Here is a 23,945-nt window from a genome sequence, read left to right as displayed (position 1 = left end):
TGTTTTGAAAGGAGGTGACACGCATGTCAAAAGATGCTGTAATGAAGATCGTTAAGAAAATAGGCGAACAATCCAAGCCTATCATTGCAACTGCTTTGATCGCCGGTGCTACCCGAGTCATCAATGAAATGGATGATGCGGCGAGCGGCAGTGGTTTAAATCAGTCTCCCCCAATCCTTACTACCTTGAGGAATGGTGCCAAAGCAGCTGGACAAGAGATGATGACGAATGGGTTAAAGAGTATGAAGAAAAACCGGGCATAACCAGCCCGGTCCTTTGTCATGATGAGAGGACATCCGATAGTTTGTATTCCTGGCCATGAATGCCTTTGTAGTATTCTGGATACATTTCTGTTCTGCATTTTTCACAGCTGAATTGTGATGGGATGGTCGGATTTCCTTCATCTATGATGTCAAAATCTAGTACGACATCATAAGGAATTTCCCCTTCCTCTTAACAATCCAAGCAATGATAGTTTCACATACTGCCTTTTTCACTAACTCGCCATCAAAAGGAAAGACTTCTCCTTTGTATTCATCATAACACGAACACTAGGACAAATCATCGGATCTTCCCCTGTCTGGTATTGTATCCGCTCTCTCAAATTTCTTTTACTCCCTATCCGTTTCACTTTCACGATTTGACGACGGCTGGTTTGTTGAAACAAGCTGATTTTTTTTTGCTTTGACGTTTAAGGTGACGTGAATATACCCCATATAACGAAATGTTTTAAAATGTTCATTCGGTATATGAGGCACTAATCGTCCGATAAATGCTTCTGCGGAGAGTGTTTCTCGCTTCTCTTTCCCATTTGTTTTTATCGACGTACTTAAAAGTTACATACTCCCCGCCATATTCCTCGATCCGTCCTAACGCTATCACAGATCGGCGAATATAACCTGCAATATATTGCAACAGCTCTTTGACAATCTTTTTCTGTTTCGGTGCATGCACATAGAAGCCTTCCCCCTTCTTCGAGCAGGCTTATATGAGGAACCCATTTATAAATTCTGATATTATTATATCAAAAAATATCACAGTTACTATGGCTGTGATATTCTCAGGAACTTTATACTTTCTTACCTTTTACTCTCGTTATTTTTCATAAATTCTTGCGTTTTTTTGCTTGCTCCAATAATTGTGCCGCCTTTTCATTCATTGGCTCTATAGCCAATGCTGCTTTTAGTGCTTCTTTCGCTTTAACAGGATCATCCGTTTTCATATAGCATTCAGCCAGGGATACCCATATTTCAACGTCATTCATCCCCTGGTCGATACAATAACGGAATTCATTGGCGGCGGCGGCGGGATCTCCCCCCAGCATATCCGGCGTATTCAACAATTTGGATCCGTTCATTCTCCTGGCGAGCGGCAATGCAGGGTCGATTTCAAGAGCGGTTGTGATCTCGTTTTCCAGCTTCGGAAAAAGTTTAATTTTCTCCGTCAAACTCCAAGCGGCATCGATCTGCCGACCGTAAACCGCAGCCAGCCATGCATGTGCTTCTGCACTGCCGGGAATCAGTGCTACCGCCTCTTCGAACAATTGCTGTGCTTTCTCGTACTTGCTGCTCATAAACTCGCTGTAACCGCGACGAAGCAAGTCTCGCAGTAGAATGGAGCTGCTTGTGTCGGGATCTTCGTTGTCCCGCTTACATATATAGACCTGTCTCTTTGAAGCAACATTTCGTACGAGCTCATCCCGGTTAAGCAGCATACCGAAGCCGATCTCCGCGGTTACCGTCACCTTCAGCATTTCGGATAATTGAACCTGAATTCCCTCCAACGACCAATCGGCATATCGCTCCGAATCGAGAATCATATGAAATCCGTTCTCTTGCTGTATAGCTTTCCAAGCATCTGGTACGGGAGTCAACGAGTATATGGCGTCCTGAATATCCTTGTCATCCAGCACAATCTCCCCAAATCTAGTTCTATCCTTCAGTCGACCATAATGGACGAGCTTGCTTTCGGTTTGGCCGCATGCACATAAACCATGCTCGACGGAGATCACATCTTCGTTGAGATACCGCAGCAGCGGTGAAGCTTGATGGGACAATGTCGTTATCGCAGCGAGCCCCCTCTCCCCCGATTTGGCAAGCCCGGAACCATCTTCCTTCAGCGCTTCAACCACAACGTCCTGCTCTAAGACATGCATCGAGCCATGCACGCACATAGCTGCAATATTAGCAGTCTCGGCAGTACCATATATATCAATTATTGGAACACCCCACCTCTGTTTTAAATGCTCCTTCCGACGTTCACCCACTACCTCTCCGGTAACAATGATCGCCCGAAGAGAGGGGAAATGCTCGCTGCTGTTTAATCCAAGCAAGCGCGTCGTCTCGGCCAATAATTCTATCTCTCGAGGAGATCCGGCAATGATCGTGACGTTTAATCGATTCATGAGATCAAGCACCTTAGGATAAGGTGTAGCCGAACTGTGCCCGGGGATGATGGTCGCCCCCACTTTAAGACAGGTTTGCTGCATTAGCAATGCTGCAGCCGTCAATCCATGTGGAAATCGAAGCAGTACAATGTCTTCTTTGGCAAACCGTACCCCGCACCCTTTTATTTGTCTTATGCCGGTTTCCAAATCCTCCTTCGTAAACCAAGCAGATGTCGGTTCTCCAGCAGTGCCGAACGATTCGCAATAATGCACCGCTTCTTTACGGTCAACAGCAAGATTGTCAAATGCTCCTGCCTTTCGAAGTTCGCCTTTTACTGTAATCGGCAATGTAGAGATTTGCTTTAGTCCTATGTTCATCAGATTATAATCCGCTAATTTTCGTCTGTAAAATGGCGAATCCGTTAAACGTACCAGTAAATCCATTAATTTCTTCTCTCTCTCCAGCTTGTCGTCAGACATGCATAACTCCCCCTTCCAAATAATCTTCAGCCCAGCATAGCGGTTTGTCGTTTATAATGATCTTCCAATACCAGGCATGCCATCGCCTCGATGACCGGCACGATTCTCGGACAAATACATGGATCATGCCTGCCTTCTGTCCGAATCACCTGTTCTTCCCCTCTAATGTTGATCGTTTTCTGCGGAACAGAAATCGATGACGTCGGCTTTACGACAACTCGGAAAATGATTTCTTGTCCTGTACTTATTCCGCCGATAATCCCGCCCGAATGATTAGACAAAAAACCAGCGGAGCTCATCTCGTCGTTATGCTCACTTCCAAGCATCGAAGCTGCTGAGAAGCCAGAACCAAATTCTATGCCTTTCACTGCACCGATAGATAACATTGCCTTGGCTAACTCTGCATCCAGCTTATCGAATACCGGTTCACCAAGGCCGGGGATGACACCGCGGATCCGGCATTCTACGATGCCTCCGCAGCTGTCGCCAACCGCCGCCAGCTGCTCGACCTTCTTCGTCATTTCAGCTGCTGCTGTCGGGTCGCAGGCACGGACGGCATTTTTCTCGATGGCTTGCTCTTCGAACAACCGGCATGCAATTCCCCCGATTTCTTTCGTATAAGCGAGCACCTGCACACCCCTTCGTTCCAGTAGTTTACGAGCAACTGCCCCTCCTACTACTCGGCCTGCTGTTTCCCTTCCGGATGCCCTCCCACTTCCTCGGTGATCACGAATTCCATACTTCTTGAGATACGTAAAGTCCGCATGGCCCGGGCGGAAAGCATGTTGAATACTGCTGTAAGCTGCCGGGTCCATGTCATGATTGTGCAGGATCACAAAAAGCGGCGTACCGGTCGTTTTCCCCTCAAATACACCTGATAAAATATGGACGATATCGTATTCTTTGCGCGGTGAAGTCACGGCGGATTGGCCTGGCTTTCTGCGATTCATCTGAATCTGAATATATTCTTCGCTCAGATCGACCTCAGGCGTCACACCGTCCACGATGACACCGACCGCCGCTCCATGCGATTCTCCGAAGGTCGTGATTTTGAATACCTCGCCGAACGTATTTCCAGCCATACTGTAAAGTCCTCCTTTGATTCGCCTCATTTGTATCGCCATGCCAGAAAGTATGCTGGAAGAAATTAGAAGAAATAGCGGCTATACTTTCACATGGGTACCTATGTGCCAATCACGGTTTTCCTATCTACTATGCATAAATAAAGAATTACATAATATTTATATGCCCTTTCTTATGATATGTTCTCGGCTAATGCCAATGTTAATCGTACCCGGATGCCAAAATAATTGGATAAGCAGGTTTTGTCCTCAATCATTGTGAAACATTTTCCCCAGGCTAATGATGCTTGATATGCAAGAATCGATCAGGCATATGAATCAAAGTCATCTATATTAAGCCTTGCATTATAATTGAACTAAAAAAACACACCATTTTATGTTAAATGGTGTGTTACATTCTATGCGATTTACTGTTTTACACATCTGAACGGAACTGGCTACACTTTGCTCACTTTTTCTATCATGTCTCTCCCAGCGTAAACCGTTTCAATTATACTATTTAAATCCGATATAGAACGGATCTTTGTGTAAAATTCGATCATAAGCGTACCATGCGCCAAGCCAGCGTCCATGAGTATTGTTAGCTGCTCTTGGAATATATCGCACCGAAAATCTTCCATCTCCTGCCCCAGCCCCTTCATAAGTGCTGGCAAACGGAAATTCGTCACATTCATACCCTTCAGGCTTACTTAGTTTGGAACAGGCTGCATCTTTGGCTTTTCTATTAGCTGCATATTGCGCAGGATCATATTTGGAATACAATCGAGTGAGAGGCGGCCTTCCTTCTACCCCCGGGATTAAGCTTCCTGGGGATGTAAGTGCGTCCTTATGATGTTGAAAAGCCTCCTTCATAACACTAAAGTAGGGTTTATCCATATCATAAAAGAAAACCGGTTGGACGTTAGCAAAAACCGCCCCTTCTTTTGGATAGAAATTAGGATTGAACACAAACAGATAATCAGCTGAGTCCATACGAATCTTCTCTTTAGGTCCATCATTGGTAATCGGCGGGTATTTATTACCAGGCGGGTCGACTGTCACTCTCGGCCACAGGTCCATATAACTTATTTGATCCTTATTCCCTGCAGTAATTGGCGGCGGATCTGAATCAAATAAGGTTGATCCATCATCATTTGATTTCCATTGAGCCAATGTGCGAGTGGTTGGTGAATCATCCCCTAAACAATCACGGTTCTCAGAGATGCCGTCACACTGAATACTGACTGATACTTTAGAACCGATCCAGCCTTTACTGTCAAAGTCCATATCAATGTCGTCTACTGTATAATTGTAGAAGACGGTTCGCGCCCCATTCATACTATTGCCAATAACGGTCAATCTAAATGATACCCAATCGCAAAAGAACGGGAATGGGCTTGGACCGCATCCAGCTGGATCGGAATACACGATATAATTAGACCAGCAATATGAATAGTGGTTTTTGATCCAGCCTTCAGAGGATTGATCGTTCTCAACACATGCATCAAATTGTATATCATCATACTCAAAAACAGGCGGAGTCCAATCGTCCCCTTCAGCAGCCGTTCTAAAATTGTCCACACTAACCGGATAGAATTTTTTACTTTTTGCAGCTTCAGATGCCATCTGCTGCAAGGTTTGTTTTCTTGGGGCATGCTGTTGATCAGAAATCAGACCCAGTTCTTTCGGAGATTTACCCCGCTCAAGCTGTTTCATTACTTCATCAGCTTTTTTCGGGTCACTAGTCGGGATAATATACATCTGCGGTTTACTTTCCGAGGATACTTTTTTACTCGCACCTTCAACGTCTGACACTTGATTCTGTCTGGCCTCAATCGACTCCGGAGGAACTAAAAAACTAAACACTACCGTCAGAATCAGGGCCACGGATAGCCAATACGATCTTTTCTTCATTTTCCTACCTCCATATCTAATGTTTTGGGCACTATACGATATAGGAACGACAAATGATAGCTTTCTGCACGGCGTCTTGTCTTGCAGGCGGTAAATACTAGGGTGCCGTACATATGATGAAAAATGTTCAAATTCTTATAAGGGAGAAATCCGCCATAATCAAAAGAATGCATTCCAAAAATGCTCAAGTTTGAAAGAAAAAAAGCTCTTATTATGATAGTCACTATATTGAAGGCCGCCGCTTTTTCCTTTCCTAAAGAAATATTCTTCCGATTTTTTCTGTCCCTGCCTATTTCTACCATATACTAAATCTTTCATTAAAACGATGGATCATTCTATTCATTTTGAAAGTGAACTAATATACTATACTTTCTATCATGTTAAGTAATAAATACTAAATTGCCCCAATCCCTTTCATAAGTGAAATAAAGGCTCTAAATTGCATCTGATTTTTCAGCTTCATTAAAAATCCATAAAAAAGAAGCTCCCCCACGGGAAAGCCTCTTATATTCTGATCACCCAAACATTTCTTCCAGAATCTTAATTTTCGCTTCTGTATAATGCTCAAAGCTGTCGTTATAGGATTTTGGGTCCTTCGGGTTTGCAAATTGCGTAATTTTACCTGTTTCAGGGTGAATGAATTTGCTTGCAGCGCCGCATCCGATTCCAATGATGGATTGCTGCTCCTCCATGATCATGATGTTATAAATGCTGTCCTGGCCTTCAAGAGCATAGCCGACATTTTCAAGATTTCCAAGGATATTTTTTTGACGGTACAAGTAGTATGGTGTATAGCCGTGCTCATCTGTCCATTTGACAGCATGTTCCATCATTTCTTCGATTTCTTTACGGCCTGCTACTTTGTACTTTTGTTTATTTCTTGTCATTTCTGATGCGCGTTTAAAGGACAGGGTATGGACCGTTAAGGATTCAGGCATCAATTTTTCTGTTTCGGATAGAGTATAATCAAATTCTTTAATTCCTTCACCTGGCAGTCCTATAATCAAGTCCATATTAATATTGTTCATGCCCATTTGGCGTGCTAAATGGAATTTATCAATGGTCTCCTGAACAGAATGATGCCGGCCGATGGCTTTTAATGTTTCATCAATATATGATTGAGGATTGATGCTGATTCGGTCGATATTCCATTTCTTTAACACATTCAGTTTGTCCTCAGTAATTGTATCTGGACGGCCCGCTTCTACTGTCAGCTCACGAATTTGATCCACACCGGGAAAAGCTGCGTTCATTTCCTCATACAGCATATCCATTTCTTCTGCCGTAATGCTGGTTGGAGTTCCTCCGCCATAATATACTGTCGTGATTTTTATGTTTTTCTCTTTCAGCCATTTTCCCATCTCGCGGATTTCATAGTGCAGTCCGCCGAGAAATGAATCGACTGATCCCTGTCTTCCGCCGATTGCATATGCCGGGAAGGTGCAATAAGCACATTTAGTAGGACAGAACGGGATTCCAATATATATGCTCACTTCTTTTGAAAGGTCATATAAATCAGGCACAACGCTCAGCTGCCTGTCTACGATCCGCTGCATCAGCTGAATTTTTTCGTCTGAAATTAAATATTCTTCCTTCAGCATTTGATGAGCCTTTTCTTTTGACATGCCTTCACGCAATTTTTTATGAAGAAGCTTTGTCGGTCGGATGCCCGTTAAAATACCCCACTGCTGAATAATGCCCGTGTAATCCTGAAGCAGGTTCAGATGCACGTAAACGAGTGTATGTTTGACCGCTTTGAATACTTCTTTTTCACTCAGATCATCTGAAATGACTTTTTCGTGCCCTGCGGCTTGTTCATATCCTTTCGCATCCGACAATGTTCCGCGGACGCTGATGCTGCCATTCTTTTCTTCTATTTGAAAAACAATGCTGATGTCCGCTTCTGATTCTTCAAACTTCAGCTCTGTTTCTTCATAAAACAAATTTGAAATTAACTGCAGCGGACGATGAAATCGTTCATCGCTTATGCCATTTATATTAAAACGCAAGACTCTCACCTTATCTTCTTTTAGATTCAAAACTTCCTTAAGTGTACAAAACCTGGAGCTTATGGTCAATTTAGAAAAGCAGAGGCGCTCGCAAGCACCAGAGACGGATTTGTTATCTGGAATCTGCCAGAAGCAGTGAGCCTGAACCAAATGCAGCTGGCCATTTTGTGAAAATGGTATTTTCAGCAGCGAAAACTTAAGTTTTATAGCGGTTTTTCTGATTCATTCAAGCCATTTCAAACATTTTAATTAGCTAACGGCTTATTCGTTCTAGCCAATCATTCCTGCATTAATCTGCATATTTGATTTAGCTGAAATCATCTTTTTAGCCGGAAAAGTTAAAAAACAGATGGCTAAAACGCCATCTGTTCCCAATTTAAAGCACGTATTTTTTAATTGCTTCTGCAACTCCGTCTTCATCATTTGACAAAGTGACCCAGTCTGCTGCTTCTTTGACGATCTCCTGTGCATTTCCCATGGCAACACCCAGACCGGCTTCTTTAATCATCGCCAGGTCATTCATACTGTCGCCGCAGGCCATCACGTTTTCCATTGTAATGCCGAGCAGTGCGCATACCTTCTCAATGCCTTTGGCTTTATTGATTCCAATTGCATTCACCTCAAGGTTTGTAGGACTTGAATTGGTGATTTCAAATTCCCCTCTGCTGCGGAGTTCTTTTAAAATGGTCTCGCGGGCTTTGTCATCTTCAATTTCGTATCCAAACTTCAGCCACTGATAAGTGCTCAAGTCCTCCGGCATTTCATTGAAGAAGACTCTTTCTGTGCTCGTTGCCCAATAGCCCGTTTTATGTGTTTTAGAAAGGTCGAACATCCATGTCATCAAATCATTATGGACAATACTCCTCTCTACAAGTTCCCCATGCTCATCCCAGATCTCGCTTCCATTTACAGTTACCAAATAAGAAGATAAGCTGAGTGACTTAGCAAGATCCCTCAGTGTCGCCATGCTTCTGCCGGTGCTTATCACGACATGTATGCCCCGAGCTTCAGCGTCTCTGATCGCTTTTCGATTTGCTTCTGAAATTTCTTTTTTTTCATTTAGAAGTGTGCCATCCATGTCAAGTGCAATAAGTTTAATATTCATGTAAAAATCCTCCTATACCTTGTCAGCTCTTTACATAGAATATCATTTTCCCGGCTGATAAACCAATGAATGCCTGCAGCTGTCTCATATTACTTGTTAAAACAGATTTATTATTCATTAAACATTAGCGGATTCCATTGCAATGTACTCTTTAATAGAGTAGCTGAAAAGCTGGCGTTTAATTCTCCCTTTATCACCAATCAGCCTGTACCAGCTTTGACCGACATAAAAGTGATTTGAAAGCAGGATCTCTAACACATAGGAAATCCGGTCTTCGGCTTCTTCACTCGCAATTTTGGCTTTACTTGAGAAAGCCAAAACAAAATATGGCTTTTCATGATCCAGTTCGAGAACTTGCAGATGATAACTATCCCCATGTTTACGGTTAAAATCTTCAAGAACCTTTTCAAGGCCCATTCCTATTTCAATCTCAAATTTGCATGCTTCACTCCAATTTGAGATGAGCGAATCATAAAGGGACAGTGTAAGAATAAAATGCGATTGATACTCGCCTGGATTAAATTCCTTATTAGCATTTTGTACTTCGAGCGGCAAAATAATATACTTTTCGTAATTTGAAAAGAAGTCCCCTTTCATCTCTTTACCTTCTTTCTTTAGTTAGTGACCCAAGAATAGTGTGATTGCCCCGTACATGATAAGAAATGCGCAAGCGCCTGTACAGCTAAAGGCATGGCAGATAAGAATCTGGCAGAAAAGTCCGGATTAGACTTTTTTGACGCATTAGTTCTGTCCGAAAAGTTGTGCGTTGAGGCAGACATCAATGCGCAAAATTTTATACTCTCTTATCACTCGAAAAAAATATATATCTTATTATTTCTAAATAAAAACGTAAATACCTTCTCGTTCTTTTGAACAATGACTGTTTTTGCATAGATTGTTTTTAATAAGAATACAAAAATCTCAAAAAAAAAAGCTGTATGCATCAGCTCTTTTCAATCCCTGTTAATGAATCTGCCATTTCTTCATCTGTCGCTAAGATAAGATCTGTATGAACATAATGAGATCCGAACATTTCATGGAGTTTTTCTATTTTGAGTGATTTTACTTTTACAATATCGTCATTCTCTTTATAAATATAAATGGTAAAATACTGATTCAGATACTCGAAAAAGTGATTCGGATCTACTCCTGACTTTTCAAAATACTCACTGTTGAATTCAATAAAACCAAGAACTGAACGGCTGTTTTCAAATATTTGCTTCATTCCCTTTAAAACGAAAGCCTCATATCCTTCCACATCAACTTTAAAAAGAACCGTTCCATTTTCCATGCCATTTTTAAATAATGAATCAACTGTTATTGTCTTGATTGAGACCTCGTCTACCATTTGATGCGCAGGCATATAGGAGGCTGAAGATGTGCCTGACCAATGATTATCTATAAAAAAGAGTTTATCTTCTCCGTCTGAATCAGAAGCAAAAGCATGAACTATCCTGATTTGTGAATGATTCGGATGAGCATCCCGAGATTGGCTGATATATGTAAGCAGGTTTCTGTTTGCTTCAATCCCATATATCTTTGTATGTTTCGGATAAATCACTGAGAAAATACATTCGCCGTAGTTTACGCCAATATCAATGATATAGTCCGGCTTCACCGTTTCAACAGCATGCTGCCAAAAAGAAAGAAGCCTCTTTTGTGTCACTCCCCCTCTGATCAGCAGGGCTCTGCCACGATTCTCCTTTGCATCGACAAAAAGAACGGTTGAGGACGGCAGCACAATCTTGTCTGGAAGTTTGCTGATATCTAATGTCCTGTATTTCATCAGTATTCCAAAATCAATTAATCCTTTCCAAAGCTTCGGGTAATGTTCCCACATTTTCATAAGAAACGGCTTTCGTACAGCTGCTTTGTTTATCATGATGGGCCTCCTTATTCAGCATCCTTATATCTTCTTATTAATCTATAAAAATCCTTTTTAAATGGATACAGATTAACATAGAATTTACAATTAGCTTTAAAGGGAGGGTGAACTAAAAAAACCACAGCCTATTAAGCTGTGGTCTCCTTTTATCGGTCAACCTTCAATTTATCTAAAAACTCAATCCGGTGCTGCTTTCTGAAATGTTCTTTTACCATGTATAAAACACCCTGATCATCGTTATTTCTGGTAATCCAGTCAGCAGCTTTTTTTACATGATTTGGCGCGTTCCCCATCGCTACTCCAAGACCGGCCATCTCAATCATTTCTTTATCATCATCCGCGTCTCCAATTGCGACCATTTCTTCTGGCAGAATGTTTAAATGCTGACCGAGCAGCCTTAAGCCGTTCTCCTTTGAAACGCCTTTCGCTGTAATTTCAAGCACTGTTTGGTTTTTGACCCTTATTGTAATGCCTTCGAACGCATCAGAAAGGATCATTTCAACCTCTCTGCAATCATGTTCTTCTGAAAAGTACACTTCAATCTTTGGAGCCGAGAGCGGTTCATCTCTTAAGTTTTCTCCAAGTGAATCAACAAACTGGACTGGATAAAACAAAGGATCCGTAGGGCTTAATAATGTTTTCCCAACGATATTTGATGATACTTTTTTCCGGTTTCCGAGAGAAAAACGCTCATGCACGATCCGGACATTGCAATCAAATGTTTCAAGCACTTGAACAAGGTTAAATGTCTTTTCTTCGGATATTCTGTTTTCATATAAAGATCTGTCAACTTTATCGGAAATGAACGCACCGCTGTGCGTAATCAAAATATTGTTTATCTTAAGCGCTTTTGCAAGTTTTTTGGCCATCTGAAAATGGCGGCTTGTAACGAGAGTGACGTAAACTCCCTTTTTTTGAACATAATGGACCGCTTCCCTTGTAGAAGGTTGAAGTCGACCGTTGGAACGAAGCAATGTTCCATCAATATTTAACGCTAGTAGTCGGTAGATCACTGTGAATCCCCCTTCAGCTGATGTCTGATTTCTAATATGAGGATATGTCCTTTCATCCTAAATTAGAACGAAATGCCCTGCACCCTCTGTTAAGTGATTTAAAAATCAATCCTCTAAAAAACGAAAACAGCTCTGTGATTTAAGTCACAGAGCTGTTTATATAAGTGAAAAACCCCTATATTTAACTTTCTCCCATTAGAACGTGCCGGAATCTGTTACCCGCAAACTCCGAAGACAGAACGGTTCAAGCGATTATCCCCATAATCGCAGCCATTAAATAAGTGCAATAAAAACGCTTACATTTATTATTGCAAGTTAATCCTATTTTGACAAGAGGTTTTACTAAAAAAATGAAAGCGTTTTATTATTTGTTTTATTCTGAAAAATAATCAAGTATTGCTGATCGGCAGTTAAGAAAAAACGAATCCATCACCTTATATGCCGGAGGGACCATGTTTTTTAGCGCAATTCCCAATTTATTTGCGAAAGTTATATTTTGATTAGCTGTTTTTTCATTTTGAACCGAATTTTGATTTATCCTTTTGATTGATGTTTAAGCCATTATTCATACCATAAGTTGAAATTGCCTTAAATTAGCCAAAATCACAATTTACTAGCTGCAAATGTCCACCCATAAAAAAAACGGAGCATCTATTTCGCTCCGTTCATCCTTATTATTGCTGAAGACTGCCGTAAAGCTCTTCAAGCGGCTTCATGATGATTTTATTCAATTCTGCTATTGTCATGCTCATACGCTGTTCAGCTTCCATCAGCTTAGAAATTTTATCGTGCTGCTGAACTAGGGCAACCGATTTTTGTGCCTGTTCAATTTCTTCAGGAGAAATTTCCTGGCCTGACATTTGCTTTTGCTGAAGATTTAATTGAATATCTCTGAAGCTTTCAAACAAAGTGCGTGCTGAATCATCTGCGTTCACTTCATCATAAAGTCTCTTTAGTGTTTTGAAATCATCGCTTTCTCTAAGTGCTTTCTCAAGATCATATCCTAAGTCATAAACATTCGCTGCCATAAGTATTCCTCCTAACATCTTTTCACGCAGTGCCTTAAAGCACCCTACAACTATAACAAACTATTCAACAAATTTCATTTCGTGCCCATTTCTCTATCCTAAAAGCATAACGGCTTGAAGAACATCTTCATAGCAAGGTGGTTTGGCATTTCTCCAATAGCAGCCATAAACAAAATGAATATCAATTCAATTATATCCATCTGCCTTCCAAATCACACCGATTCCCTGATTTATCATACTATGCTCATATCAGCGTCTGCCTATAAACTTATTATAGTGCTTGTTAGAACAGTGAGCAAATGAGGGTTTCCTATGAATATAGAAAAAATAGATGTATCACCCCACCTTACAATTTATGGAAGAAAAAACATTCGAATCAGTCATTCTTTGAGAGAAAAACTAAGATTGCCATTTGCATCAGGCTCCTCAAAAGTAGTGTGCGGAAGGAATAGTATTTTTGCAAAAATCGTATGTATGAATGAAGAACATTCACATGTTTCTGTTCATGAAGAACTGCTTAAAGAGCTTTCGCTTCCTGTTCATTCATTTACGATAAGCATAAAATACGATTCAGAGAGAAACTTGCTTCAGCTTGGGCCTGTTTTTGCGGTTTTAACTGAAATGAATGCTTGTGAGAATCCTATATCCTTTGGAAGTATTGATTTGTTTTGCAGAGAACTCGCTTCTTGCAGCTTTGATAAGGGAATCTTCTTTTATGTTTTCTGCCTGTCTGATTTTCATAAAGAAAAGATGAAAGGCTACATCCTCAGACAGAATGAATGGCAGGAATGTTCCGTACCGCATCCAAGTGCTGTTCATAATCGCATTCATTCCCGCACCCTGGAAAAGTCACAGGACTTTTTTAACATGACAGCAGATTTCATACACCATAAAGTTCCCTATTTTAATGACCGATTTTTAAATAAATGGGAAGTTCATCAGATTTTAAGTTCAAATTCCCACCTGACTCCCTTCCTGCCGAAAACAGAATTGATCACGTCAAAAACGGTTCTTAACTCTATGGTTCAACTGTACCCTGCTGTTTTCCTAAAACCTATTAACGGCAGCCAGGGAAAAAGGATTTACAGAATCTCTCATTCAGATGAAGGATTTGAACTTGATTATTCTACATTTTCAGGACATTTGCTGAGGGATTACCTTTCTTTCGACGAGCTTTTTCAAAGTCTGCTTCCAAGAATAAAGAAGGAGGCTTTTATCGTGCAGGAAGGAATCGACCTGCTGAATTACGAGAACAGGCCAATGGATTTTCGGATTTTGTGCCATAAAAGAAATTTCTCGCAGTGGAAAATTTCTTCTGCCGTAGCCCGGGTTTCAGCAGAAAATCAATTTGTAGCTAATTTAGCCCGCGGCGGCTCGCTGTATACGATTAAAGATGCATTATCTTCTTCTTTTGAATTGTCAGAAGCTGATCATATTAGAAAGCTTTTAAATGAACTCTCACTTGAGATTGCGGAGGCGCTTGGTATGTTTTCAGGCGGGCTTTTCGGCGAATTCGGAATTGATCTTGCCATTGATTCAGGAGGTCATCCATGGATTATTGAAGTCAACACAAAGCCTTCCAAAAATGCAGAAGAGCGCAAATCCTTGGGAGCACGTCCATCAGCGCGCTCAATTATTGATTACTGTCTATTTCTAAGCGAATCTTATAAGGATGAAAGCCATTAAGCTGACATAAAAAAATATGCAGGAGGTGTTCTATGAATCCTTCTTACAACATAACCGTCACTTTCACGGCCTCAAAAACATTGATTCTGCCGGCTTCCGCAAGGCATGAAACAAATCATGATATTACGGAGGTTATCTTTGGAACCGCAGCTTCCAGTTGTTTTGTCGAATTTCAGGAGCTGAATGGAGCCATTAAAATTTCAAAGGACTTAATGGATGATCTCCTCCTTCCTCTTGGAAAAACGCAATTGATTCTTCACCAGAACACTGTCTACCTTGGACCGCTGATAGGCATATTCACTGCCGGATTCACCGGCTCGATTCTGCGGCCAATAGGAAATCGCTCGTTATTTTTTGCGAAGTACTTAACAGCTCAAAAATCAGCAGGATTGTTTGCTTATGTATTTGGGGCACACCACATTGATTGGGAAACTGGCATAGTCAGTGGTTTTACATTTGATGATGATGGCTGGAGACAATTTAAGATTCCGCTTCCGAACGTTGTATATGACCGTTTGCCGAACCGGGAGATTGAAGAACATCATGCCTTGAAAATGGTCAAAAGGCGTCTTAGAACGGAGTATGGAATTCCATGGTTTAATCCTGGTTTTTTTGATAAATGGACCATTCACCAGCTCCTCCTTCCCCACGCTGAGACAGCCTTGTATTTGCCGGAAACAAAGCTTGCTCCCTCTAAAGAGGAGATAGAAGTAATGCTCCATCGGCATAATAGCGTGTATCTAAAGCCGCGCAACGGCAGTCTTGGACTAGGTGTATTTCAGTTAATCTATTCTCCAGATGAGCAGACTTACTACTGCAGATACCGTTCAGATCAGGAAGATAACATTCTGCGCAAATACAGATCGCTGGATCAATTTTTCATGTATTCATTTGGAAGCAGGAAGATGGATGATTATCTCCTGCAAGAGCGGATAAAACTAATCCGGATTGATCAGCAGCAGATCGACTTTCGTGTTCATACAAATAAGGATTCACAAGGCCGCTTTCATGTTACAGCCATTGCCGCCAAAATGGCAGGTAAAGGCTGTGTTACTACTCATGTTGATAATGGCGGGATGATCAAGACACTTGAAGAGCTTTTTGAACAGGAAGATGAACGTAATCAGGCTTTTCATTCACTCACTCTTGCAGCTCTCGTCCTAAGTGAGAAGATTGACCAAAGCATTGAGGGTTTTATTGGTGAGATTGGTTTTGATTTGGGCATTGACGCCTGCAAAAATGTGTGGCTGTTTGAGGCAAATTCAAAACCGGGAAGATCCATCTTTTCTCATCCTGCATTAAAAGAAGAAGATTTGCATTCGAGAAAGCTGTCTCTCCAGTACGCTTTGTATTTGACAAAAATAGCGATTGAAGAACCGGAGGCCCTTTACGAATGAGCCTGCTTCTCTGCAGACCAATCGTCGGCATCCTTACGGGTGAAGGAGGACAGGGGAAAATATTTCATGGAGATGGAACGTACTTTAAAAGCCTTCAGCGCAAAATGAAAGCAATTGGCGGATTTTGCTATGTGTTTACTTTGAGCGGCGTGAAAGATCGCCATGTTGAAGGATTTGCCTTCAGTATGAAAAAACAGCAATGGGCAAAAGTTTCATGTCCGTATCCGGATGTCATCTACAACCGGATCGCTTCCCGGGATGAAGAAAGCAGAGAGCACTTTCAGTTATTCAAAGAACAATTGATTTCAGCACAAATCCCATTTTTTAATCCTTTCTTTTTTGATAAGTGGAAGGTGCACCAAGTCCTGTCCAAATCTTTGCATTCCTATCTTCCCTATACAGAAAAAGTTCATTCTGCACTGGATATCAAATCTTTTCTCTCTTCCCGTTCATGTGCGTATTTGAAGCCATTAAGGAGCAGTCAGGGCAAGGGTATCTACCGGATACGCTCTTCAGTCCATCATTATGAGGTAACATCGGTTGACGGCACATGTGAATTCTTCGATAAACAGGTTTTTGCAGCAAAAAAATTCCCTTTTTTTGATGGCTATCTCATGCAAGAAGAAATGGCCGCCAATACGTTTAATCACAAAAAATATGACCTTCGGTTACTTGCTCTTCTATCAGGAAATGATTTTCTCATCTGCGGAATTGGCGTACGTTTAGCTGCAAATAATCAGACACTTACCACACATGTTCGAAATGGCGGGTCAATTTTATCATTTGAATCAGTTGCAGACAGAGTCAGCATGGAGGAGCTTCAGCTGATTGTAAAAACTGCCGGCAGGGAGTTAGTCACCCATTTTGGGCAGATCGGAGAATTTTCAATGGATATTGGAGTAACAGAAAATGGCCCGGTCATTTACGAAGTAAACAGCAAGCCTATGAGCTTTGATGAGTCCCATATTCAAACACACCGCATCGACAAGCTTTCAGATTTATTTCTGCAGCTGTCTGCAGGAACATCTTCACTTCGCTCTCAACTTCCTTTAAGATGAAATGATAAGGAGCGATGTATGAGATGATTACACATTTTCAATGGAAGCCTTTATTCAAACAAACAAATTTGCCTGGCTGGCGGGTCTCTTTTTACTTTAAAGGAATTCACTACGATGCGGTTTACCATAAAAATGGCGAAATCGAATGGGGAACTTCCACTCCTCCATTAGATGATGAAGAACAGATTCGTTCTCATATTCACGAGTTAATGCTGTTTCATGTTTATGATGGTTAATTTCCACTCTTCCTCCGCAAAATAAAAACAGTACACCGAAGGAGGGATCATCATGAAAAACAAGGAAACGAATGAACAAAAAGATACGGAGTATGAGGGCAGAGATCAAGCATATCTGGATATAGACCGAATGATCAATGAAGGATTATCAGGCGGTTCTGTGCATATGCGGGATAAGTACACGAATATTGAAGAAGCACGTGACCTCGAACAAGAAGAACCTCCCGCTCAAATTGAGAGCTAGGCTATCGCCAAGCTCTCTTCTTTTTATATAATAGAAAGGCAGGGAAAGGAGATATCATTATGATTGAGAAATTAGCATCCCATTACAAAGAAGCCTTCTCTCTTGCCTATTCTCATGATAAGGCCGAATATTTGTGGTTTAAATCAGATGAGGGGCAGCTGTTTGGCATTTTGAAAAGTGCTGTGACAGAGCAGGAGGAAAACTTGCTGTCCACATTATATACACCATATGACCATGGATTCGGGGAACACAGCAATCGTTCTGAAAAATGGCTGCATTATTTGTACGGTGAAAACAGTCCTCCATTTCTACCTTCTTCAAACAGCATCAGGTGCTATTATTTCTACAGCAAGCACCAGGTCGCAGATAAACAAAACTTTGAAGAAGCGATGCAGGGATCGATTCCATCTTCGACGATATTATGGATCAGCCGTCATAAAGGGATTATTTTTGAAGAAAACTCTGATCCCGTTGTTGATAAAGAAAGCTTCGATCAGTGGATTGATACATTTACAAGTGATTTTTTCATTGAGCTGTATGTTTATATTGGACAGCTTCACAGAATGACCGGCTCATTAAAGACGAAAATACTTGCAGAACAAAGCTGCTTTGAGACGATTTATAAGTCCTTTAGACGGAAGAAATGCATAACCTTCCATGAAGCTCTGCCCATCCTTATTTTTGATGGGAGCAGCCTGATCAGCGAGCAAGTATTCTCCGAATTTTTAACCGAATCATTTAAGGATAGGGAACTTATTCAAACGCTCCAAGTTTACTTTGAATGCAATCTTAACGTCTCTCTTACCGCTAAAAAGTTATATATGCACAGGAACAGCGTCCAATACCGAATCGAGAAATTCATAGAAAAAACCGGAATAGATATTAAGCACTTCCATGAAGCTGCCGCTGCATTTTTAGCTATGCAGTTTCTAGAACACTTTACTGAATAACTCAGCTGTTCATCTTGCACGAAAACCCTTACATTTTTTTGTGCAACCTGTCCATAGGCTTATCTTCAAAAATGAATTACACTGAATTTATTAAATAAAACGTTTTCATTTCTGAGGAGGATTCAAATGGCTGAGCTTAAATTAAACAATATTTATAAACTGTATGATAACAAGGTAACGGCAGTTGAAGACTTTAACCTTCATATTCAAGATAAAGAATTCATCGTTTTCGTTGGCCCATCAGGCTGCGGTAAATCAACGACTCTTCGTATGATTGCAGGCCTTGAGGAAATCTCACAAGGCGACTTCTCAATTGACGGCAAACGGATGAATGATGTTGCGCCGAAAGACCGCGACATCGCGATGGTATTCCAGAACTACGCGCTTTATCCTCATATGTCTGTCTATGACAATATGGCATTTGGACTTAAGCTCCGCAAATTCCCTAAAGAAGAAATCGATCGCCGTGTGAAAGATGCTTCACGCATTTTGGGTCTTGATCAATACCTAGACCGCAAGCCAAAAGCATTATCAGGCGGTCAGCGTCAGCGTGTTGCACTTGGACGTGCCATCGTCCGTGACGCAAAAGTATTCTTAATGGATGAGCCATTATCAAACTTAGATGCCAAATTACGTGTGCAAATGCGTGCTGAAATTTCTAAGCTTCACCACCGTCTGCAAACAACGACAATTTATGTAACACATGACCAAACAGAAGCAATGACAATGGCAACACGCCTTGTTGTTATGAAAGACGGTATCATTCAGCAGGTCGGCGCTCCGAAAGAAGTATATGAAAAGCCTGAAAACCTTTTCGTTGGCGGATTTATCGGTTCACCATCCATGAACTTCTTTACAGGTCAATTAACAGACGGCAAGTTCTCAATCGGAACTCAATCCATCGTTGTTCCTGAAGGGAAAATGAAGTATCTTCGCGAGCAGGGCTACGTCGGCAAAGAATTGATCATGGGCGTTCGACCTGAAGATATCCATGATGAGCCAGTTTTCATCGAATCTTCTCGCGGATCAAAAGTAGATGCAAAAATTGAAGTATCTGAGCTTATGGGTGCTGAAACGATGCTCTACTCTAAAATCGACGGCCAGGACTTCATTGCACGCGTAGATTCACGCACAGATGTAAGACCAGACCAAATTATTCAGCTTGCTCTTGATATGAACAAATCTCACTTCTTTGATAAAGAGACAGAGGTTCGTATCCGTCCGGCAAGTGAACAATAATAAATACCAAATCAGCCTGAGATTCTCTCAGGCTGATTTTTTTTATTGCAAGGCTTCTCCCTCCGCATAACCATTCGTTTCCTGCTCCCTGATTTGTTTTGCTTCTTCATGCAGACAATTGCTGCATGAAAACAAATGGATGCACTGATGTGATTCAAGAGAATCCATTACCCCATCGAAAAGCTTCATTGTATCAATCTCCATATATGCGCTGTACGCATCCATATAATCGGTTATTTTCCCATGATCCATCATGTTAATTTTGCAATTCGGACAGGTTGCAGCTTCGACTTCATCGTTAAACCCATTACAAAGCGGGCACATGTTCATTTTTATCACCTGCAGCTTCATATACTTGCTTCCTCTTTATATATTCCCTAACTCTCTTTCACTTTATGTAATACCTATTTTTCCATAATAATTACCATTTTAGCATGTGCATATATTTTCTCGGGAAATACATAATACGTAATAACAACAGATAAACAACCAGCAGCACCTTATCATGATGGGTTAGCCGAGAAGGCCATGAATCATTAAGACTCATGCACTGGTGCAACTCCAGCTTACCCAAAAACTATATTATATCAAGGAGTGTATTTACATGGCACAAGCAAACAGCAATTCTTCAAATCAACTAGTTGTACCTGGTGCACAGCAAGCAATTGATCAAATGAAGTACGAAATCGCTTCTGAATTTGGAGTAAACTTAGGTGCAGAAACAACTTCTCGTGCTAACGGATCTGTTGGCGGAGAAATCACAAAGCGCTTAGTTTCATTTGCTCAATCAAACATGAGCGGATTTTCTAAATAAGAAAATTGAATAACATGGCTTAAAGGACCCTGGCATTCTGCCGGGGTCTTTTCTCATATAAGCAAACATTTCTTATTCGCCCCTTAGTATCAAACAAGTTCCCTTCTCCATATACATGAATAAGACATCCAGAAGGAGAATGCTCAAATGTTTGAAACTATTGATTGGAGATCTGTCACATTCGTTTGTGCAAGCCTTGCACATGAAATGATTGTTCACTTTAACTTGCCCAGAGTGTATTATTTTGAACAGGAAAAAAAGCAGCTGTTGAAAGATGTTAAATCAGTAAAGTTGTGATTCCATCTGGAAATTCATAATTCCCGCAAAAAAAGAGCAGGCTGCTTTTGCTCGCGCCTACTCTTCAAGTTTTCTAAGAAAACGTTTTGTCCGTTCTTCTTTTGGCCGATCAAATACTTCAGATGGTGCACCGCGTTCTACGATTACTCCATTATCCATAAAAATCACTTCATCAGCCACTTCTTTTGCAAATCTCATTTCATGAGTGACTACCACCATGGTCATTCCTTCTGAAGCTAAATCTTTCATGACATTCAGTACGTCTCCGATGAGTTCTGGATCAAGGGCTGAGGTAGGCTCATCAAACAGCATCACTTTAGGCTCCATAGCAAGAGCTCTTGCTATGCCTACGCGCTGCTGCTGTCCTCCTGAGAGCTGAAAAGGATAAAAATTCTTTTTATCCCCAAGACCAACTTTTTCAAGGAGGGCACTTGCTTTTTTTACGGCTGTTTCTTTGTTTTCTCTCTTAACGATGACTGGTCCTTCAATCACATTTTCAAGAGCTGTTTTATGCGGAAAAAGATTATAGCTTTGAAATACCATGCCGGTATTGCTTCTAAACTCCGTAATTGTTTTTTTAGCCACATTACCGCTGAAATCGAGTGTTTGCCGATCCAGCTGAATGATTCCTTCTGTCGGAAGTTCAAGTACGTTCAAGCATCTTAGGAAAGTTGTTTTCCCTGATCCGGATGGACCAATGACAACAACAACTTTTCCTTTTTCAATCTCTAAATCAATGCCTTTTAAAACTTCTAGCTCACCAAAGCTTTTATGCAATCCTTTAATTGAAATCATATGAGTGCTCCTTTATTACCTTGCAACATAGCGATCAAGTTTCCCTTCAATGCGCTGCTGGATGACAGATAGAATAAAACAGATAATCCAATATAAAAGACCAGCCAGAGAATACATCAAAAGAAATTCATAATTCGTCGATGCAATTTCCTGTGCCTTTCTGAACATCTCTGTTACAAGAATTAATGATGCAAGTGACGTATCCTTAACTAAACTGATAAAGGTGTTGGACAGCGGCGGTATAGACACGCGTGTTGCCTGAGGCAAAATAATTCTTTTTAAAGTCTGTGCATAACTCATTCCAATTGAATATCCAGCTTCCCATTGTCCTTTAGGTGTTGACAATATTGCTGCCCTGATTATTTCAGATGCATAAGCTCCAACATTCAGGGAAAATCCTATAACTGCAGAAATAAACGGACTGATTGTGATTCCGACACTTGGAAGGCCATAGAAAATAATAAATAATTGAACAAGCAAAGGTGTTCCTCTAATGATTGATACATATATTCTTGCAATTATTTGAAGAGGCTTTATTGTTGAGATTCTTGCCAAAGCAGCAAGAACAGCTAAAATAAGTCCAATGACAAATGTTATGAGTGTTAATGGAAGAGTATAATACAAAGCTCCCTTCACCAAAGGGAGAAGGGAACTTTGTGCAATATTGGCCAAACGTTCTAACCGTTCAGGGTCTGCAAAAATATTATTCAGATACATCTTCGCCAAACCATTTTTCGGAGATTTTTTTGTATGTGCCGTCCTCTTTCATTTCAGCTAATGCTTTATTCACTTCTTCCACTAACTTGCCGCTGTCTTTACGGAACATTAATCCGCTGTGTGCAGCATCTTTGCTCTCATCTACAATTTGAATTTGAGCGTTGCCGCGCTGATTCTGGAAATCGAGTACTGAAAGCTTGTCATTAATAGTTGCATCTGCACGTTTTGAATTAATGAGATCAATTGCTTGTGTAAATCCTTCTACCCCAACAAGCTCAGCTCCGTTTTCCTTGGCAATTTCCCCGTAGTTGCTTGTTAAGGATTGAGCTGCTTTTTTCCCTTTTAAGTCTTTAAATGATTGGATGTCTTTGTTTTCTTTATGTGTGACAAGTACAGCTGCCGATGAAATATATGGTTCAGAGAAATCATATTTCTCTTCGCGCTCAGGCTTGATTCCGACTTGGTTGGCAATCATATCAAAGCGTTTAGCATCAAGACCGGCAAACATTGCGTCCCACTGAGTTTCTTTAAATTCAGCTTTCACACCAAGACGCTTTGCAACCTCTTGTGCGATCTCTACATCAAAACCGGTTAATTTATCTTTGTCATCATGGAATGTGAAAGGCGGATATGTACCTTCTGTACCAATGACAAGGACACCTTCTTCTTTTACTTTATCAAACAGTTCAGCATCACTGCCAGAACCTGCCTGATCTCCCTCGTTCTTAGTATCTCCGCCTGTTCCGCAGGCAGACAAAATCAGTACAAACACTGATAAAAGTGCAAATAGACTAAAATATCTTTTCATAGTAAACCAACCCCCACTAATCTTATCGGATTTTATTTAAGTACGTTAGAATCTTACCTCCAAGACTTCCTTCTGTCAATTCATTTGTTTTATTTTTATTTAGTGTAACCAGATTGGAACAGAGTATGTTTTCTCTTCTCCTGTAAATGAAGTAAAATGAAAGAAAAAGACAGGAGAGTTTGTTATGAAAATCGCATTAATTGGCGGAACAGGGAGAGTTGGCAAAGCATTTTTAAGACAGGCCATAAATGGCGGTCACCAGGTTAGAATGCTTGTCAGAGATCCTGCAAAAATAGAGGACATACATAAAAATGCTGAAATCATTAACGGAAATGCACGGGACCTTCAATGTATTGAAAATACAGTTTCAGGCTGTAATGCTGTTGTCAGCTGTCTCGGCACGGACGGAGATAATACTCTGACAGTCTCAGTGCCGCTTATTGTCCAGGCAATGAGAAGCGCAAACATTAACAGAGTGATTACAATTGGTACAGCTGGTATTTTACAGGCACGGTCTAACCCCGAGCTTTACAGATTTCAATCAGATGAGTCAAAACGGACAATGACGAGAGCAGCGAACGAACATTTAAATGCCTTCCTGACACTTAAAAAGTCAAATCTCCAATGGACAATCGTCTGTCCCACCTATTTGCCGGATGGAGAATTAACAAAGAAATTCAGATTTGAAGAAGATTATCTTCCCCAGGACGGAAAGCAAATATCTGCTGAAGATACAGGTTATTTCACTTATCAGGTTCTCACTGAACGGTCCTTTATCTGTAAACGTGCTGGACTTGCTTACTAAGGTTTTACTGTTTTCTGG

24 protein-coding genes and 1 pseudogene are annotated in these 23,945 nt (G+C 40.9%); 11 read left to right on the top strand and 14 right to left on the bottom strand.

The annotated features are described in order from the left end of the window. Positions 1-23 precede the first annotated feature (23 nt). Positions 24-263 (top strand): hypothetical protein, encoded by a 240-nt coding sequence (locus K8L98_RS04855; protein ID WP_223440129.1) that lies wholly within the window; start codon positions 24-26, stop codon positions 261-263. A 195-nt stretch (positions 264-458) separates the two neighbouring features. Here the strand turns inward: K8L98_RS04855 and K8L98_RS26795 are convergent. The 10 genes and pseudogenes from K8L98_RS26795 to K8L98_RS04805 form a co-directional block, all read right to left on the bottom strand. Then, a pseudogene (locus K8L98_RS26795) lies at positions 459-984 on the bottom strand (transposase); the annotation flags it as partial. A 118-nt stretch (positions 985-1,102) separates the two neighbouring features. Then, entirely contained in the window at positions 1,103-2,866 is a 1,764-nt protein-coding gene (locus K8L98_RS04845; protein ID WP_223440128.1) for a tetratricopeptide repeat protein, read from the bottom strand. A gap of 26 nt (positions 2,867-2,892) precedes the next feature. Continuing rightward, the gene (gene aroC, locus K8L98_RS04840; RefSeq protein WP_223440127.1) at positions 2,893-3,948 is read right to left on the bottom strand and encodes a chorismate synthase; all 1,056 of its coding nucleotides are present in this window, start codon (positions 3,946-3,948) and stop codon (positions 2,893-2,895) included. A gap of 495 nt (positions 3,949-4,443) precedes the next feature. After that, complete coding sequence (locus K8L98_RS04835) at positions 4,444-5,841, bottom strand: NucA/NucB deoxyribonuclease domain-containing protein (protein ID WP_223440126.1); 1,398 nt, start codon at positions 5,839-5,841, stop codon at positions 4,444-4,446. A gap of 515 nt (positions 5,842-6,356) precedes the next feature. Further along, positions 6,357-7,850 (bottom strand): coproporphyrinogen III oxidase, encoded by a 1,494-nt coding sequence (locus tag K8L98_RS04830; RefSeq protein ID WP_223440125.1) that lies wholly within the window; start codon positions 7,848-7,850, stop codon positions 6,357-6,359. 376 nt (positions 7,851-8,226) lie between these two features. Beyond that, positions 8,227-8,955, bottom strand: a complete 729-nt coding sequence (locus tag K8L98_RS04825; protein ID WP_223440123.1) for a Cof-type HAD-IIB family hydrolase — start codon at positions 8,953-8,955, stop codon at positions 8,227-8,229. A gap of 117 nt (positions 8,956-9,072) precedes the next feature. Then, positions 9,073-9,552 (bottom strand): hypothetical protein, encoded by a 480-nt coding sequence (locus tag K8L98_RS04820; protein ID WP_223440122.1) that lies wholly within the window; start codon positions 9,550-9,552, stop codon positions 9,073-9,075. A gap of 346 nt (positions 9,553-9,898) precedes the next feature. Then, entirely contained in the window at positions 9,899-10,837 is a 939-nt protein-coding gene (locus K8L98_RS04815; protein ID WP_223440121.1) for an FkbM family methyltransferase, read from the bottom strand. A gap of 149 nt (positions 10,838-10,986) precedes the next feature. After that, on the bottom strand, positions 10,987-11,853 hold the full coding sequence (locus tag K8L98_RS04810; protein ID WP_223440120.1) for a Cof-type HAD-IIB family hydrolase: 867 nt from the start codon (positions 11,851-11,853) through the stop codon (positions 10,987-10,989). 674 nt (positions 11,854-12,527) lie between these two features. After that, on the bottom strand, positions 12,528-12,881 hold the full coding sequence (locus tag K8L98_RS04805) for a YlbF/YmcA family competence regulator (RefSeq protein ID WP_223440119.1): 354 nt from the start codon (positions 12,879-12,881) through the stop codon (positions 12,528-12,530). A gap of 312 nt (positions 12,882-13,193) precedes the next feature. On the opposite strand from K8L98_RS04805, the gene K8L98_RS04800 reads away from it, so the two are divergent. From K8L98_RS04800 to K8L98_RS04770, 7 genes are all read left to right on the top strand, one after another. Beyond that, positions 13,194-14,567: a YheC/YheD family endospore coat-associated protein gene (locus K8L98_RS04800; RefSeq protein WP_223440118.1), complete on the top strand. Its 1,374-nt coding sequence runs from the start codon at positions 13,194-13,196 to the stop codon at positions 14,565-14,567. 32 nt (positions 14,568-14,599) lie between these two features. Then, complete coding sequence (locus K8L98_RS04795) at positions 14,600-15,964, top strand: YheC/YheD family endospore coat-associated protein (RefSeq protein WP_223440116.1); 1,365 nt, start codon at positions 14,600-14,602, stop codon at positions 15,962-15,964. Beyond that, entirely contained in the window at positions 15,961-17,022 is a 1,062-nt protein-coding gene (locus K8L98_RS04790) for a YheC/YheD family endospore coat-associated protein (RefSeq protein ID WP_223440115.1), read from the top strand. The genes K8L98_RS04795 and K8L98_RS04790 overlap by 4 nt, the downstream gene beginning before the upstream one ends. Positions 17,023-17,045: 23 nt before the next feature. After that, on the top strand, positions 17,046-17,258 hold the full coding sequence (locus K8L98_RS04785; RefSeq protein ID WP_223440114.1) for a YheE family protein: 213 nt from the start codon (positions 17,046-17,048) through the stop codon (positions 17,256-17,258). A 52-nt stretch (positions 17,259-17,310) separates the two neighbouring features. Beyond that, entirely contained in the window at positions 17,311-17,502 is a 192-nt protein-coding gene (locus K8L98_RS04780; protein WP_223440113.1) for a hypothetical protein, read from the top strand. A gap of 59 nt (positions 17,503-17,561) precedes the next feature. Further along, positions 17,562-18,452 carry a PucR family transcriptional regulator gene (locus K8L98_RS04775; protein ID WP_223440112.1) on the top strand — a complete coding sequence of 297 codons (891 nt, stop codon included), beginning with the start codon at positions 17,562-17,564 and terminating at the stop codon, positions 18,450-18,452. A gap of 126 nt (positions 18,453-18,578) precedes the next feature. Beyond that, positions 18,579-19,691 (top strand): ABC transporter ATP-binding protein, encoded by a 1,113-nt coding sequence (locus tag K8L98_RS04770; protein ID WP_223440111.1) that lies wholly within the window; start codon positions 18,579-18,581, stop codon positions 19,689-19,691. Between the two features lie 42 nt (positions 19,692-19,733). Here K8L98_RS04770 and K8L98_RS04765 read toward each other — a convergent pair whose 3' ends face one another. Continuing rightward, positions 19,734-20,042: a hypothetical protein gene (locus tag K8L98_RS04765; RefSeq protein ID WP_223440110.1), complete on the bottom strand. Its 309-nt coding sequence runs from the start codon at positions 20,040-20,042 to the stop codon at positions 19,734-19,736. Between the two features lie 253 nt (positions 20,043-20,295). Here K8L98_RS04765 and K8L98_RS04760 point away from each other — a divergent pair, with 253 nt between their 5' ends. Beyond that, positions 20,296-20,505, top strand: a complete 210-nt coding sequence (locus tag K8L98_RS04760) for an alpha/beta-type small acid-soluble spore protein (protein WP_223440109.1) — start codon at positions 20,296-20,298, stop codon at positions 20,503-20,505. A gap of 147 nt (positions 20,506-20,652) precedes the next feature. Further along, on the top strand, positions 20,653-20,802 hold the full coding sequence (locus tag K8L98_RS04755) for a hypothetical protein (RefSeq protein WP_223440107.1): 150 nt from the start codon (positions 20,653-20,655) through the stop codon (positions 20,800-20,802). A gap of 57 nt (positions 20,803-20,859) precedes the next feature. Here the strand turns inward: K8L98_RS04755 and K8L98_RS04750 are convergent, their stop codons facing one another. From K8L98_RS04750 to K8L98_RS04740, 3 genes are read right to left on the bottom strand one after another with little or no spacing between them, the layout of a single operon-like run. Next, on the bottom strand, positions 20,860-21,597 hold the full coding sequence (locus tag K8L98_RS04750; protein ID WP_223440106.1) for an amino acid ABC transporter ATP-binding protein: 738 nt from the start codon (positions 21,595-21,597) through the stop codon (positions 20,860-20,862). Between the two features lie 15 nt (positions 21,598-21,612). Further along, positions 21,613-22,314 carry an amino acid ABC transporter permease gene (locus K8L98_RS04745; protein WP_223440105.1) on the bottom strand — a complete coding sequence of 234 codons (702 nt, stop codon included), beginning with the start codon at positions 22,312-22,314 and terminating at the stop codon, positions 21,613-21,615. After that, positions 22,301-23,122: an amino acid ABC transporter substrate-binding protein gene (locus tag K8L98_RS04740; protein WP_223440104.1), complete on the bottom strand. Its 822-nt coding sequence runs from the start codon at positions 23,120-23,122 to the stop codon at positions 22,301-22,303. The genes K8L98_RS04745 and K8L98_RS04740 overlap by 14 nt, the downstream gene beginning before the upstream one ends. A gap of 184 nt (positions 23,123-23,306) precedes the next feature. Here K8L98_RS04740 and K8L98_RS04735 point away from each other — a divergent pair, with 184 nt between their 5' ends. After that, positions 23,307-23,927, top strand: coding sequence for an NAD(P)-dependent oxidoreductase (locus K8L98_RS04735; protein ID WP_223440103.1), 621 nt, complete (start codon positions 23,307-23,309; stop codon positions 23,925-23,927). The last annotated feature ends 18 nt before the right edge of the window (positions 23,928-23,945 follow it).

Origin of the sequence: Metabacillus dongyingensis, assembly GCF_019933155.2 — a bacterium.
In the GTDB taxonomy this organism is placed as follows: Bacteria; Bacillota; Bacilli; order Bacillales; family Bacillaceae; genus Bacillus_P; species Bacillus_P dongyingensis.
Note: the sequence above shows the minus strand (reverse complement) of the source record. Positions and strands in the feature narration are given on the sequence as shown.

What these genes read in the sequence shown, in the direction of transcription:
- K8L98_RS04855 (WP_223440129.1), top strand. Translation starts at nt 24, where the DNA reads ATGTCAAAAGATGCTGTAATGAAGATCGTTAAGAAAATAGGCGAACAA.
- K8L98_RS04845 (WP_223440128.1), bottom strand. Translation starts at nt 2,866, where the DNA reads ATGTCTGACGACAAGCTGGAGAGAGAGAAGAAATTAATGGATTTACTG.
- aroC (WP_223440127.1), bottom strand. Translation starts at nt 3,948, where the DNA reads ATGGCTGGAAATACGTTCGGCGAGGTATTCAAAATCACGACCTTCGGA.
- K8L98_RS04835 (WP_223440126.1), bottom strand. Translation starts at nt 5,841, where the DNA reads ATGAAGAAAAGATCGTATTGGCTATCCGTGGCCCTGATTCTGACGGTA.
- K8L98_RS04825 (WP_223440123.1), bottom strand. Translation starts at nt 8,955, where the DNA reads ATGAATATTAAACTTATTGCACTTGACATGGATGGCACACTTCTAAAT.
- K8L98_RS04820 (WP_223440122.1), bottom strand. Translation starts at nt 9,552, where the DNA reads ATGAAAGGGGACTTCTTTTCAAATTACGAAAAGTATATTATTTTGCCG.
- K8L98_RS04815 (WP_223440121.1), bottom strand. Translation starts at nt 10,837, where the DNA reads ATGATAAACAAAGCAGCTGTACGAAAGCCGTTTCTTATGAAAATGTGG.
- K8L98_RS04805 (WP_223440119.1), bottom strand. Translation starts at nt 12,881, where the DNA reads ATGGCAGCGAATGTTTATGACTTAGGATATGATCTTGAGAAAGCACTT.
- K8L98_RS04800 (WP_223440118.1), top strand. Translation starts at nt 13,194, where the DNA reads ATGAATATAGAAAAAATAGATGTATCACCCCACCTTACAATTTATGGA.
- K8L98_RS04795 (WP_223440116.1), top strand. Translation starts at nt 14,600, where the DNA reads ATGAATCCTTCTTACAACATAACCGTCACTTTCACGGCCTCAAAAACA.
- K8L98_RS04790 (WP_223440115.1), top strand. Translation starts at nt 15,961, where the DNA reads ATGAGCCTGCTTCTCTGCAGACCAATCGTCGGCATCCTTACGGGTGAA.
- K8L98_RS04785 (WP_223440114.1), top strand. Translation starts at nt 17,046, where the DNA reads ATGATTACACATTTTCAATGGAAGCCTTTATTCAAACAAACAAATTTG.
- K8L98_RS04780 (WP_223440113.1), top strand. Translation starts at nt 17,311, where the DNA reads ATGAAAAACAAGGAAACGAATGAACAAAAAGATACGGAGTATGAGGGC.
- K8L98_RS04775 (WP_223440112.1), top strand. Translation starts at nt 17,562, where the DNA reads ATGATTGAGAAATTAGCATCCCATTACAAAGAAGCCTTCTCTCTTGCC.
- K8L98_RS04770 (WP_223440111.1), top strand. Translation starts at nt 18,579, where the DNA reads ATGGCTGAGCTTAAATTAAACAATATTTATAAACTGTATGATAACAAG.
- K8L98_RS04765 (WP_223440110.1), bottom strand. Translation starts at nt 20,042, where the DNA reads ATGAAGCTGCAGGTGATAAAAATGAACATGTGCCCGCTTTGTAATGGG.
- K8L98_RS04760 (WP_223440109.1), top strand. Translation starts at nt 20,296, where the DNA reads ATGGCACAAGCAAACAGCAATTCTTCAAATCAACTAGTTGTACCTGGT.
- K8L98_RS04755 (WP_223440107.1), top strand. Translation starts at nt 20,653, where the DNA reads ATGTTTGAAACTATTGATTGGAGATCTGTCACATTCGTTTGTGCAAGC.
- K8L98_RS04750 (WP_223440106.1), bottom strand. Translation starts at nt 21,597, where the DNA reads ATGATTTCAATTAAAGGATTGCATAAAAGCTTTGGTGAGCTAGAAGTT.
- K8L98_RS04745 (WP_223440105.1), bottom strand. Translation starts at nt 22,314, where the DNA reads ATGTATCTGAATAATATTTTTGCAGACCCTGAACGGTTAGAACGTTTG.
- K8L98_RS04740 (WP_223440104.1), bottom strand. Translation starts at nt 23,122, where the DNA reads ATGAAAAGATATTTTAGTCTATTTGCACTTTTATCAGTGTTTGTACTG.
- K8L98_RS04735 (WP_223440103.1), top strand. Translation starts at nt 23,307, where the DNA reads ATGAAAATCGCATTAATTGGCGGAACAGGGAGAGTTGGCAAAGCATTT.